This window comes from Shewanella schlegeliana (assembly GCF_016765635.1).
Taxonomy (GTDB): domain Bacteria; phylum Pseudomonadota; class Gammaproteobacteria; order Enterobacterales; family Shewanellaceae; genus Shewanella; species Shewanella schlegeliana.
In genome coordinates this window covers 219,843-233,460 of the sequence record NZ_JAESVD010000001.1, presented here as the reverse complement: position 1 = coordinate 233,460, position 13,618 = coordinate 219,843, and the positions used below count along the sequence as shown (strand labels likewise).

Below are 13,618 nucleotides of genomic sequence, written 5' to 3'. Positions count from 1 at the left end.
ATCAGTTTTGCGCTAAATCAAAATTTGGGCAATGGCTTTGGCGCGTTCCCAACGCTCATTATCATCAAGGGCTTTAACGACTCTCTTCTGATCGGGTTTCAATAAATTAGCATTCAGGCGGTTATTATCTGTCGGCCAATCCACACCGTTTAGCACCTCGGTAGCGCCTTCGCTGTCGTTACAAACTAAAATCATATTACATCCCGCATCAAGTGCAGCTTGCGCTCTAGCCGTATAACCGCCAGCAACGGCGGCGCCCTTCATACCCAGATCATCGGAGAAAATCACCCCATTGAAGGCTAGCTGTTTGCGTAGTACTTCTTGCAGCCAAAAAGGAGAAAAGCCTGCAGGCTGACTGTCAACCTTTGGATAAATCACGTGCGCCGGCATAATGCCCTGTAAACGCTCTTTAGCAATTAAGGTCTTGAAGGGCTGCATATCATTAGCAAAAATCTCATCTTGTGTACGCTCATCAATGGGCTTAGCAATATGAGAGTCCGCTTCTACGCTGCCGTGCCCTGGGAAGTGCTTACCCACTGCGCACATACCCGCTTGCTCCATACCATCAATAAAAGCGCTGGCCAGCTCAGACACTTCCCACTTGTCGGGACTAAAGCTTCTGGTACCGATCACTTGGCTAACACCATTTAAATCCAATACAGGTGCGAAACTTAAGTCAATATCAACCGCAAGCAGCTCGATTGCCATTAAGTAACCGAGCTCAGTAGCCCAAAGCTTTGCCTGTGCCATATCCCCTTTTGCTGCAGGAAGAATATCTCCCATGGCAGGCAAGACAGTAAAACCATCCCGAAAACGTTGCACTCGGCCACCCTCATGATCGACAGCAATCAAGATATCGGGACGAATTGCACGAATCGATTTAATGAGGGTAATTAGTTGAGTACGGCTGACATAATTGCGACTAAATAGAATCAAGCCGCCTATCATAGGGTGAGTTAACTGCGATGATTCCGTAGCACTCAGCTCCGTTGACTCAATATCTAACATCAAATAACTCATATAACCCTCTAAATTTTTAATACCTTAAAGATCTAACCTAGCAAAGCTTAAAGAAAGCCCGCTATGATTTGAACAGTCAAACCTTAAATAAACTCATGTTAAACAATAACTAGTGCAACTTTAAACACAAAAATACAGCATTACAGCAACCAAATTACAGTTAGATTATCTAATGTGTAGAAATTGCATACAAAAAACTAATGATCGAGAAAAAGCTAAAGTATGGGATACTTTTTAACACCAATTAATTCAAACGACTAAGATTAACATCAAGCATAGTATTTTCACGCTCAATAAGTGAAATATACCAAGATTATGGGCATAGCTCCATTGCTGGCTCTCTTAGTGGGATTGGTCATAACTATAACGACTAGAGTAATTAAGGTTTAGCATGATTAGTGTATTCGACATGTTCAAAATCGGCATCGGCCCGTCAAGTTCTCATACTGTGGGGCCAATGAAAGCGGGAAACGTTTTTATTGAGCAACTACAAGAATTAAATCTCATCGACAAGATTGATGAATTACGTTCTGAACTGTTTGGCTCTTTAGGACAAACTGGAGTTGGCCACGGCACTGGCAAAGCGGTGATCCTTGGCCTGATGGGAGAAGCACCAGAAACGGTTGACACCGACAGCATCGATGCCATTTTAGAGCAAGTTAAGGGTACCGAAAAACTCACGCTTGCAACTGGACGTGAAGTGCTCTTTACCCGCGCAAACGGCATTACCTATCACAGACGTAAAAGCCTACCCGCTCACGCTAATGCGATGACTCTATATGCCTATAAAGACGGTGCATGCATCTATGACCGTACCTATTACTCGGTCGGTGGTGGCTTTATTCTTGATGAGGATGAAATTCAAGCTCAAGATGCATCACCCGCAGCACCGATTAAGTCAGCCCCTTTTGATTTTAATTCCGCTCAACAACTGCTTGAGCTGTGCACCGAAAACGGCTATAGCATCTCATCCCTCATGATGGCTAATGAGCTTAGCATTGCCGAGGCCGATGACATCAATGACCGTTTATGGGAGATTTGGCAAACCATGAAGACCTGTGTCGAGCGTGGTTATCAAAAAGAAGGCATTCTTCCCGGTGGGCTAAAGCTTCGACGCCGCGCACCTTCACTCTACCGCCGCCTTAAAGCCGAAGGCAAAAACTGCGTCGACCCACTGACCGCAATGGATTGGGTCGATCTATTTGCCCTGTCAGTTAATGAGCAAAATGCAGCTGGCGATCGCGTGGTTACCGCACCGACAAACGGCGCAGCAGGCATCATTCCAGCGGTATTATGTTATTACGACATGTTCGTTCAAGAAGTTGACCAAGACGTTTGTAGCCGCTATCTACTAACAGCCGCAGCCATTGGTATTCTTTATAAGAAGAATGCTTCAATCTCTGGTGCCGAGGTTGGTTGCCAAGGAGAAGTCGGCGTAGCCTGTTCAATGGCTGCAGCTGGACTCACTGAAATCATGGGCGGCACGGTAGAACATGTAGAAAATGCCGCAGAAATAGGTATGGAGCATAACCTCGGTCTCACTTGTGATCCGGTTGGCGGTCTTGTGCAGGTGCCATGTATCGAACGCAATGCCATGGGTGCAGTCAAAGCCATCAATGCCTCACGTATGGCGATGCGCGGTGACGGTAATCACAAGGTATCACTCGATAAGGTGATTAAGACCATGATGGATACTGGCAAAGATATGCGCAGTAAATATAAAGAGACAGCTAAAGGTGGCTTAGCCGTTAATATTGTTGAATGTTAACCTCGACTTTTATCATTACTGACTGAGTCTATCGCCATAAAATAAAAAACCTCGCTTATGCGAGGTTTTTTTATTAGAAACAAGCCTACTTAACCGGTAACTCGATATCGGTAAACATAGCCTCAATCAGTTGAGCATCTCTTAGCGCTACCGCTTTTTCTACAACCGGACGGGTTAAGTGCGGCGCAAAATGCTCGATAAAATCGTACATATAAGTACGTAGGAAATTGCCCTTTCTAAAACCTATCTTAGTCGTGCTATGGGCAAATAAGTGGCTTGCGTCGATTGCGACCAAGTCTTTGTCCATATGCTCGTCAATCGCCATAGAGGCGATCACTCCGACTCCTAAACCCAATCTTACGTAGGTTTTTAATACATCGGCACTGGTGGCACTGAAAACGACTCTAGGCTCTAGGCCTGCTCGATTAAAGGACTTTTCGATTTCTGAAGCGCGATCGAAACCAAATACATAGGTCACTAATGGAAAGCGGCCTAGATCTTCGATGCTAATATTACTGCGGGATGCGAGTGGATGATCGCGCTTAACCACGATTGAGCGATTCCAGTGATAACACGGCAACATAATTAAATCGCTATAAAGGTGCATCGCCTCTGTCGCGATGGCAAAATCGGCTTCGCCTCTTGCGGCAAGCTCACTGATCTGCGATGGCGTGCCTTGATGCATATGCAGATTAACTTTAGGATAGCGGTCTATAAAGCCTTGAATAATATTGGGGAGAGCGTAACGAGCTTGGGTGTCTGTTGTTGCAATATTCAGCTCACCTTGATCAGGTTTGGTATACTCTTCAGCCACTTTTTTGATACTTTCGACTTTACCTAAAATATCATTGGCGATACTGATCACCTGCTGACCCGCTGGGGTTACATGGGTCAAATGCTTACCACTGCGACCAAAAATCTGGATCCCTAATTCATCTTCAAGCATACGCACTTGCTTGCTTATACCCGGCTGAGATGTATACAGATTTTCTGCGGTAGCAGAAACGTTGAGGTTGTGATTAACGACCTCTGCAATATACCTAAGTTGCTGCAACTTCATCTTTTATCCTTCCAATGGGCAGGCACAGACCCCGTCTAATAGTTAAGTAATGATGCATTCGAGTATAATTATTGGTTATAGTACATCGCTATAATTAAATCAAATGGAATATAGCACAATAGTCAACCTCTGCGAAGCACTTCTAGAGAATCCATGATGAAGATTACTACCCTAGAATGTTGATTTATAGTAGCATTAGTCGAATTGTAAATTTATTGGTTTTGCTATGATATTTGCTTCTGTCTTGATCTTGCTCGGCACCCTTTTACTGCTAGTAATTGGAATTAGCATCGTTCAGCAACAAAAAGCACGCGTAGAAGCGGAGCGGCGCAATGAACTTGCACGCCACCGGGCTGTAATCGATGAAACCGAAGAAGTTTTATCGAACACGGGGCTATTTCCTTGCTCATCAGATCTTATTCTAATGCTCTACCGAAGAGTTGAAGACGCGCTGACCGGTGCTCTTCCAATCGCTCGTAATCAAAGTAGCGATTTCGAGCGCCGTTTAATTGATTTACGTGGTCAGATCCAGGCACTACAGTCAGCCCCCAAACCTTCGCCCGCTATAGAGCTATTTCGTTTACCAGACAGTGACCGACAGATCCTCACCCTTGTGCAAACGCTAAAAAAATTAAAAGCGATTTTGCGAGCTGAACATAATAAAGGCAAAGTTGATCCGAGCATTTTTAGCCAAGAAGAGCAGCGTATCGATAGCTTACAGTTACGCATCAATGTTGACTCTATGCTAGGAAGAGGTAGAGCTGCCTGCTTTATGAAGCAGTATGGCTCTGCTAAACAGATGGTTACTAAGGCTTTAGCAACACTACATACGATTAAGGCTCAGACGCCAAATGATCCCTTTATCGCCCATAAGGTAGAAGAAGCAAAGGCCATGCTTGAGGAGATCACTGGTGCTCAAAAAAGTGCGCATCCAGTTTTAGCCAAGTCTAAACCCGAAGACGATGATATCGATGTCTTATTCCAGCCTAAGAAGAAATGGTAATTCGAAGCATTCACTTTATGTTACCTACTGGCTAATATCACGGTTTCATTAAGGTAAGTATCTAAACAGTTAACTTAGCTCTTAAAACGAAACACCATTTAAAATTTAAAATAAAAAAGCCCCGATAAATCGGGGCTTTTTTATGGCTGACTTTTAATGAAAAAGAGTCGATTACTCGGCTTTTTTCACCTTAGCTTTTGGCTTAGCTTTTGCTTTTGCCTTTGGTTTTGCCTTTGGTTTTGGCTTAGCTTTAGATTCTGTCACCCACTTACCATCTACATACTTAGCATTCCAACCCGTTGCTTTGCCATCGATGTCAGTTGCCACATACTGCTCTTTCGTCTTACGACTAAAGCGTACAGATGCTAGGTTACCGTCATCGTCAGCCACTGGCGCATCGGCTAGGTACTGATACTTAGGCCATAGCAGTTCACGGTATTTAATGAGTTCTTCAACTAGTGGCCCACGTGTTTCCCGTGACTTAGGGAAAGTACTTGCCGCAAGGAAAATCCCCGCAGCGCCATCTCTTAGTACGAAGTACGCATCGGACTTGGTACACTTAAGTTCTGGTAAGTGAATTGGATCTTCTTTTGGCGGCGCCGCTTCGCCACTCTTTAGCAGCTTGCGGGTATTCTTACACTCAGAATTAGTACAGCCAAAATACTTACCAAAACGGCCATTTTTAAGTTCCATGTCGTTACCACAACGATCGCACTCAATAATTGGACCTTCGTAACCTTTGATCTTAAATTGACCCGCTTCGACCTCGTAGCCATTACACGTTGGGTTGTTACCACATACATGTAGCTTACGCTTCTCATCGATTAAGTAGCTATCCATCGCAGTGCCACAAACGCCACATCTGTGTTTAGCTCTTAATGCTTCAGTCTCTGCATCTTCACCATGTTCACTTATCGCCTCTTCACCTGGCGTTAAGTTAATCGTGGTTTTACAACGCTCTTTGGGTGGTAAAGCATATCCAGAACAACCTAGGAATACACCCGTTGTCCCGGTGCGGATCCCCATTGGGCGACCACAAGTTGGACACTTGATATCTTCGGTTATTACCATCTCGTTCGGGCGCATACCGCCCTCTTCAGGCGGCAATTCTGCATGCTCTAACTGTTTAGTAAAGTCTTTGTAGAAACCATCGAGTACTTTCTTCCAATCAAGCTTACCCTGAGCGACATCATCTAATGTTTGCTCCATGCTCGCAGTGAAATCATAACTCATCAGATCTTCAAAGCTACCGACTAAGCTGTCACTGACAATCTCACCCATTTTCTCAGCGAAGAAGCGACGGTTATCAACTTTGACGTAACCACGATCTTGAATCGTTGAAATAATCGTCGCATAAGTCGATGGGCGACCAATGCCACGTTTTTCTAACTCTTTGACTAGAGAAGCTTCACTATAACGCGCTGGCGGTTTAGTGAAGTGCTGCTTAGGCTGTAACTCTTTTAGCGTAACTGCATCACCTTGTGCCACATATGGCAGAGTATTGTCTTCTTCGTTTTTCTTCTTAATCGCGGTTTGAACGCGCGTCCAACCATCGAAACGCAACGTACGACCAGTGGCTTTAAGTTCATAATCGCCCGCTTTTACCGTCAAACGCGTTGCATCGTATTTTGCAGGAGTCATCTGACAAGAAACAAACTGACGCCAAATAAGCTCATAAAGGCGCTGTGCGTCACGCTCCATGTCTGAAAGAGAAGCGGCGCTAACTTTCACATTTGAAGGACGAATCGCTTCGTGAGCCTCTTGTGCGCCCTCTTTGCTACCATAACGAATTGGTGACTCCGGCAGATACTTGTCACCGTACTCTTTACCAATCATGTCGCGTACACTATCGAGCGCTTCTTGGCTTAAGTTGGTCGAGTCGGTACGCATATAGGTAATGTGACCCGCTTCATATAAGCGCTGCGCCATCATCATGGTCTTTTTTACACCAAAGCCTAAACGCGTGCTCGCGGCTTGTTGTAGAGTCGATGTGATATACGGTGCCGATGGTTTGCTTGATGTCGCTCTGTCTTCACGAGCAGCAACCACAAAACTTGACTGAGATAGTTGGCTGACTGCTGTATGCGCTTCAATCTCATTTACAGGATTGAACGCTTTGCCTTGGAACTTAACCACCTGCATTCTTAACAGATCATCGGTTAAGGTATTTAATTCGGCATGAACATCCCAGAACTCTTCTGGCACAAAAGCTTTAATTTCACTTTCACGTTCGACGACCAAGCGAACGGCAACAGACTGTACGCGGCCAGCTGACAAGCCACGTGCCACTTTTTTCCATAGCAATGGCGAAACCATAAAGCCCACAACGCGGTCTAGGAAACGGCGTGCTTGTTGTGCGTTAACCATGTTGGTATCGAGCACAGATGGCTGGCTAAATGCATCTTGAATCGCGGTCTTAGTGATCTCGTTAAACACCACACGTTGATAACGAGACTCGTCACCACCAATCACTTGTTGTAAGTGCCAAGCAATTGCTTCTCCCTCTCTATCCAAATCGGTTGCGAGATAGATATGGTCAGCAGACGCTGCCAGAGTTTGCAATTCTTTAACCACTTTCTCTTTGCCGGGTAGGGTTTGGTATTTGGCTTTCCAGCCTTTTTCAGGATCCACCCCCATGCGGGCAACTAGCGCTTGCTTCGCTTTTAAACTCTTATACTCAGCCTTCTCCTCGGGAGACATCTGTTTGACTTCAGCAGCTGTCTTACTGACAACTTTTGCGTCTGAACTCGATGATGTAGGCAGATCACGGATGTGACCTACGCTCGACTTAACGATGAAATCTTTGCCTAGATATTTATTAATAGTCTTGGCTTTGGCCGGTGATTCGACGATTACTAGCGATTTACCCATAGATTAATTTGCGCCAACGAGTCTCAGAAAACGGAAAAATTGGCTCCATATATAGAGGGTTGTGTAAAGAGTTTCAAGCTAATCCCTCTTTTATTTGTACTGGAGTACCAATTTTTAACCATTTTTGAAATAAATGTGAAAAAATATAGTGCGTATTTAAAAATAAATATTTCATTATTAGTCATCAAGCAAGTATTAGTTGTGCATTTCGATGCAAATTTACTGTTTTCATCAATTTTTACTCGCTTGTGAAGCACCTGCGCTTAAGTATACTGGCCGTAATAATTACAACTCAGAGAAAGATAACACACCTGAGCTACCCTTAAGGATAAAGAAGCATGAAGCACTTTGAAGCGAACTTCGACGGACTCGTTGGGCCAACGCATAATTACGCAGGTTTATCATTTGGAAACGTCGCCTCTTTAAACAACGCCGCCGCAACCTCAAGCCCTAAAGACGCCGCAAAACAAGGACTCCAAAAAGCAAAGGCCCTTGCAGAGCTTGGTTTAGTTCAAGGAATGCTTGCTCCCCAAGAGCGCCCAGACTTACACACACTGCGTAGAATCGGTTTTACTGGCACAGATGCTGCAATCCTTAATAAAGCCGCCAAAGAAGCGCCTGCGTTACTACGCGCCTGCTGCAGTGCATCCAGCATGTGGACCGCTAACGCCGCCACCGTATCCCCGAGTGCAGATACCCATGATGGCAAGCTACATTTCACTCCAGCCAACTTAGTCGATAAGCTACACCGCAGCATCGAACCAACGACCACAGGGAATATTCTTCAGGCTACATTTAACGATAGTCGCTTTTTCAAACATCACCAACATCTGCCAGAACATGCCAGCTTTGGCGATGAAGGTGCAGCAAACCATACTCGCCTTTGCAGTGAATATGGCCATGCAGGTGTCGAGCTCTTTGTCTATGGCCAAGAAGCCACCAACCCACAGGCACCAAAACCACAAAAATTCCCTGCTCGTCAAACACTCGAGGCCTCACAAGCTGTGGCTCGCCTGCATCAATTAGATGATGAGGGCACGGTTTATATTCAACAAAACCCCGATGTCATCGACCAAGGCGTGTTTCACAACGATGTGATTGCAGTGGGTAACCAAAATGTGTTGTTCTATCACGAACAGGCATTTTTAAATACTCAGGAAAAATTAGCAGAGATTCAGCGTAAGTTTGGCGACTCTGAGGTCCACTTTATTGAAGTGCCGACCTCGAAAGTAGCGATTCAAGATGCGGTAAAGAGTTACCTGTTTAACACTCAAGTCGTGACCTTGCCCTCTGGTGAGATGGCCATTATCGCTCCGACAAACTGTCAAGAGAACCCGGCGGTATTTGCTTACCTCAATGAATTGGTCACCCTAGGCACGCCAATTAAGCAGGTGCTCTACTTCGATGTAAAGCAGAGCATGCAAAATGGTGGCGGTCCAGCATGTTTGCGTTTGCGCGTGGCGATGAACCAAGATGAAGTTGCTGCAGTTAACCAGCATACCTTAATGAATGATGCCCTGTTTGCGCGCTTGAATCAGTGGGTAGATAAGCATTACCGCGATCGCTTAACTGTTGCCGACCTTGCCGACCCTCAGCTTGTTATAGAGTCACGCACGGCTCTCGATGAGCTAACTCAGATAATGAAGTTAGGTAGTGTTTATCAGTTCCAAAGATAACACTTGTATTAAGTACGCTTTACAACATAAAAAAAGCCCCGCATTGCGGGGCTTTTTACTGCAATTAACTAATTAATTGAGATAGGTAATGAAAGCACCTGAGTTTTAACTCCGCCAGGTGTTTCGACGGTGACTAAGAATGTCCCAGAGTTTGGCTCATCCTCACCCTTTAACGTCACGCTAAACTCACGTCCACCATTATAATTGGTACTTGGCCATATGTATTCAGAACCGCTCACAACCGAACCCGCGCTGGCAGTAAAGCGAACCTTAGAGCCTGCAGGCATCTGCTGATTATGCAAATCGGAGATGGTGAAATACACAGTGCCCGTTGCCTTACCGATAATATCGATACTTTGATCATAAGAACCGTTAGCGCCACTATAACTATCGACAATTAATACGCGAGCAGGGTCTGTAGCCAATGCCGAGCTACCAGACATCACGATAACCAAGCTGCCACGAACATAAAGAGACTTAGAGTCACTCACGCCATCGGCGCAGGCATCGTGAACCGGATCTGAGCACAATACCCCGTTATATTTGCCATCTTTAACATCAAAGACACCATTAGAGTTAAAGTCGATTAATTCTTCTAACTCTCCACCGAGTTGACCATTATCTTGCTGAGGGTTAAACAGGCCATCTTCATTGTAATCATTGAAGGCATCATCTAAATCAAATAGCATGCCGCTTACATCAGTTTGTGTCCTAAACGCCGTCACTTCATCGGCATCAAAACGACCGTTACCGTTTAAATCAGGGAATGACTCTTCACCAATAGCCGTAGCGGAAATTGTCGCTCGTCCGCCATACTTTTGGCCGTAATGGTTACCGTACACACCTAAATTAGAGTCGAAAGATAAAGTCGCGATGGGATCGTTAACCATCACTCCAGCACCATTGATCAACTGATAGCCTTCAGGCCTCGCTTGTTGACTCGTCCAGATAACGCTACAAGCACCTTTTTTAGTCTGACAAGCATCTTCAATTGAACCACCTTCGGTGGTAAATGAGATCGTTGTTCCGTCCGGTACAGGGTTGTTAAATGCATCTGCCAAGCGAGCTGTGACAGTAACCTCTGTTCCATCAACATCCCACCCTTCGGCATTTAATACTGAAGCAGATAACGAGAAGCTATCTTGATCTGGGATCCCTGTAGACACCACAAGCTCACTCGACTGACTCGAAATGACAGGATTAGAATCGACTACAGTCCCAGTTACACGTACTGACGTTGCAACCGTACCCGTTCTCACCACCGTTTGTGCAATACCTTGATTGTTAGTTGTTGCAGTTTCAGGATCTAAACTAATTCCACCAACATCGGTGTTGAGCTTAAAAGACACAGCTTGATTACTAACAGGGTTACTATTTGTATCTAATACCTTAAATTGAACAACTGATGACTCTACGCCGCCAGTACCTAGAATACTGATATTTTGAGGGGTAGCAGATAGAAATACGATACTCCCTACATCAGCGGCCAATACTTTAATGGTTGCTGTTGCCGCTAAGTTCAATCCCCCAGCATTAGCAGTCACATTAATCGCATCATCCCCTTTACATCCCTTTGCTAAATAAGTGGTGGTCGCGACACCATTGACTGAAGGAACAGGAGAGCTTATCTCAGCTTCGGGGCTTGACTTAGTTGAACAGGTTGAAGAAAAATTAACATCGACGGGTTGAGTAAAAGGATTACCATTTTCATCTTGAATTGCAACCGAGATTGTTGCAGTACCGCCAGCGGTTAGTTCATCAACACTGACATTTGCAACACCTTCTTCAAAAGGCGTACCACTGCCCATTACGACATTTGTTGCACCAATGACTACGACCGCTTTGCCCTCTTCACCACTTGAGAGTGAAGCAGTCACTTCTCCTGCGCCCAGCGCACTGCCAGCATAAATATCAACCGTTGCTTTACCATTTTCATCAGTTACTGCAGATTTAATAGGAAGATCACCAATGCTTGTTTCAAAGGTCACAATAGAGGGTTTATTAATACCACTCACTGTTGCCGTAACCTTACCTGGTATCGTTGTCGTAATAGCATCAATAGGTGCGCCATTGGTATCTGTTAATGACACAACGATTGATGCGCCATTGCTCACTTCACCACCGTCACCTTCCATGACAAAAACTAATGGTTCAGACACCACATCACTATATCCAGCGACCTCCACGGTTAATGAGCCCGCACCAGGAACATTTGAAGTGGCTAATAAGACTTTAGCCGTACCATTACCATCGGTCTTATCTGTACCAATACCGGGGACAAAGGTTCCTATTGAACCGTTATCAAGTTTAAAAGTCACAAGCTTTCCAGCCAAAGGGCCATTGAGAGAGCTGGTAACAACTGCGGTAACTTCAGCTGGTTCCTCAGCTTTAATGGATTCTGTGTTTGAAATTGAAAGTGTGACAGTAACAACCTCTGTCGGCTCTGGCGGATTCGGGTTGTCTGGATCGGTCGAGATACTGCCGCCCCCACCACAACCTATGAGGAAAAATGACCATATAAAAGCAAAAAAAACGCTATAAGCTGACTTCATTGTCAGACTCCCTGTTACTCAAATTATTATTCTTGGTAATCTTAGATTCACCTAAAGCCATACATTACACAATTTACCAGCAACCTTTCCACAATAAACAGTTATTTTTTTAAAAGAACCAACCAAAACTTTAACCTTAACCCCATTTCATCGGTGTCACTTTCTTGCTAGGCTTTAGTGCGCAAATTGAAAAGCATAAAAATTATACAGGAAGCACTATGTCTGCTACGAAAACCAAAAAACTCGGCCTCACGAGTAAGATTTTAATCGGTATGTTTACCGGTATTATTCTTGGACTATTATTACGCAATCTGTTTCCAGAGAGTGATTTCATAAAAGAATACATCACCGAAGGCTTTCTAAATGTCATCGGCACCATTTTCATCTCTAGCTTAAAAATGCTTGTTGTCCCCCTTGTTTTTATCTCGTTAGTCTGCGGTACCTGCTCCCTAAGTGAGCCCTCAAAAGTGGGACGTTTGGGTGGTAAAACTATCGCGTTTTATCTATTCACTACGGCCATTGCACTTTCAATGGCTATCCTCGTCGCTATCGCCGTCCATCCGGGTAATGCCAGCATGGTGACCGAGGGAATGCAGTTTGATGTTAAACAAGCACCAAGCCTCTCTGACGTTATCATCAACCTAGTACCAACTAACCCACTTCATGCAATGAGCGAAGGTAACATGCTTCAGATCATCATCTTTGCGGTGATCTTTGGTTTTGCTATCTCGCATATTGGTGAGCGCGGTGCTCGTGTTGCAGCACTGTTTAACGACCTTAACGAAGTGATCATGCGAGTGGTTACGCTTATCATGCAACTTGCTCCATACGGTGTGTTCGCCCTAATGGCAAAACTGGCACTGACACTGGGCATGGAAACCTTCGGTAGCGTAGTAAAGTACTTCTTCGTGGTGCTTGGTGTATTGCTTATCCATGCATTTGTCGTTTATCCAACACTGCTAAAGGTGTTCTCTGGGTTAAATCCATTTACCTTTATCCGCAAAATTCGTGACGTGCAGCTATTTGCATTCAGCACAGCGAGCTCAAATGCGACATTACCAGTGACCATTGAGACAGCAGAGCACCGTATGGGTGTGGACAATAAGATTGCTTCTTTCACCTTGCCACTTGGTGCGACCATTAACATGGATGGCACCGCGATTATGCAAGGCGTCGCAACCGTATTTATTGCCCAAGTATTTGGTATCGAACTGACCATTACCGATTACGCTATGGTTGTTGTTACTGCAACGCTTGCTTCTATCGGAACTGCGGGTGTACCTGGTGTAGGTCTTATCATGCTTGCCATGGTACTAAACCAAGTTGGCTTGCCAGTTGAAGGTATCGCGCTAATTATTGGTGTGGACAGACTATTGGATATGGTCCGTACCGCAGTAAACGTAACTGGTGATACCGTAGCGACAGTGGTGATTGCCAAGTCTGAGAATGAGTTCAATGAAGCGATATTCAATGACACTCAAGCGGGTAAAGTTGCTCCTGGCTTCAATGCCCAAGTTCACGCAGAAGAAAATAAACTAAGCTAATTTTCATAGCTAAAATGACTCATTAAGCAAGTAACGCACTGGCTTTAACAGTGGCATTAATAAAAAGGCATCCAATTGGATGCCTTTTTTGTACCAAATTAAACTAACAGCGGAAAATGAGCAC

8 protein-coding genes are annotated in these 13,618 nt (G+C 44.8%); 4 read left to right on the top strand and 4 right to left on the bottom strand.

The window, feature by feature from the left end:
- Positions 1-12: 12 nt before the first annotated feature.
- Complete coding sequence (nagZ, locus tag JMA39_RS01075) at positions 13-1,020, bottom strand: beta-N-acetylhexosaminidase (RefSeq protein ID WP_202719993.1); 1,008 nt, start codon at positions 1,018-1,020, stop codon at positions 13-15.
- 391 nt (positions 1,021-1,411) lie between these two features.
- On the opposite strand from nagZ, the gene JMA39_RS01070 reads away from it, so the two are divergent.
- Positions 1,412-2,788 carry an L-serine ammonia-lyase gene (locus JMA39_RS01070; protein ID WP_202719992.1) on the top strand — a complete coding sequence of 459 codons (1,377 nt, stop codon included), beginning with the start codon at positions 1,412-1,414 and terminating at the stop codon, positions 2,786-2,788.
- A gap of 85 nt (positions 2,789-2,873) precedes the next feature.
- Here JMA39_RS01070 and cysB read toward each other — a convergent pair whose 3' ends face one another.
- Positions 2,874-3,848, bottom strand: a complete 975-nt coding sequence (gene cysB, locus JMA39_RS01065; protein ID WP_202719991.1) for an HTH-type transcriptional regulator CysB — start codon at positions 3,846-3,848, stop codon at positions 2,874-2,876.
- 226 nt (positions 3,849-4,074) lie between these two features.
- Here cysB and JMA39_RS01060 point away from each other — a divergent pair, with 226 nt between their 5' ends.
- The gene (locus tag JMA39_RS01060; RefSeq protein WP_202719990.1) at positions 4,075-4,851 is read left to right on the top strand and encodes a hypothetical protein; all 777 of its coding nucleotides are present in this window, start codon (positions 4,075-4,077) and stop codon (positions 4,849-4,851) included.
- Between the two features lie 171 nt (positions 4,852-5,022).
- Here the strand turns inward: JMA39_RS01060 and topA are convergent, their stop codons facing one another.
- Complete coding sequence (gene topA, locus JMA39_RS01055) at positions 5,023-7,722, bottom strand: type I DNA topoisomerase (RefSeq protein ID WP_202719989.1); 2,700 nt, start codon at positions 7,720-7,722, stop codon at positions 5,023-5,025.
- Positions 7,723-8,060: 338 nt separating this feature from the next.
- Here topA and astB point away from each other — a divergent pair, with 338 nt between their 5' ends.
- Positions 8,061-9,398 (top strand): N-succinylarginine dihydrolase, encoded by a 1,338-nt coding sequence (gene astB / locus JMA39_RS01050; protein ID WP_202719988.1) that lies wholly within the window; start codon positions 8,061-8,063, stop codon positions 9,396-9,398.
- 68 nt (positions 9,399-9,466) lie between these two features.
- On the opposite strand, the gene JMA39_RS01045 is transcribed toward astB, so the two are convergent.
- Positions 9,467-11,950: an Ig-like domain-containing protein gene (locus JMA39_RS01045; protein WP_202719987.1), complete on the bottom strand. Its 2,484-nt coding sequence runs from the start codon at positions 11,948-11,950 to the stop codon at positions 9,467-9,469.
- A gap of 218 nt (positions 11,951-12,168) precedes the next feature.
- Between JMA39_RS01045 and JMA39_RS01040 the strand changes: the two genes are divergently transcribed.
- Positions 12,169-13,494: a dicarboxylate/amino acid:cation symporter gene (locus tag JMA39_RS01040; RefSeq protein WP_202719986.1), complete on the top strand. Its 1,326-nt coding sequence runs from the start codon at positions 12,169-12,171 to the stop codon at positions 13,492-13,494.
- The last annotated feature ends 124 nt before the right edge of the window (positions 13,495-13,618 follow it).

Excerpts from the sequence above, each read along its gene's own strand:
- nagZ (WP_202719993.1), bottom strand. The coding sequence starts at position 1,020 with ATGAGTTATTTGATGTTAGATATTGAGTCAACGGAGCTGAGTGCTACG.
- JMA39_RS01070 (WP_202719992.1), top strand. The coding sequence starts at position 1,412 with ATGATTAGTGTATTCGACATGTTCAAAATCGGCATCGGCCCGTCAAGT.
- cysB (WP_202719991.1), bottom strand. The coding sequence starts at position 3,848 with ATGAAGTTGCAGCAACTTAGGTATATTGCAGAGGTCGTTAATCACAAC.
- JMA39_RS01060 (WP_202719990.1), top strand. The coding sequence starts at position 4,075 with ATGATATTTGCTTCTGTCTTGATCTTGCTCGGCACCCTTTTACTGCTA.
- topA (WP_202719989.1), bottom strand. The coding sequence starts at position 7,722 with ATGGGTAAATCGCTAGTAATCGTCGAATCACCGGCCAAAGCCAAGACT.
- astB (WP_202719988.1), top strand. The coding sequence starts at position 8,061 with ATGAAGCACTTTGAAGCGAACTTCGACGGACTCGTTGGGCCAACGCAT.
- JMA39_RS01045 (WP_202719987.1), bottom strand. The coding sequence starts at position 11,950 with ATGAAGTCAGCTTATAGCGTTTTTTTTGCTTTTATATGGTCATTTTTC.
- JMA39_RS01040 (WP_202719986.1), top strand. The coding sequence starts at position 12,169 with ATGTCTGCTACGAAAACCAAAAAACTCGGCCTCACGAGTAAGATTTTA.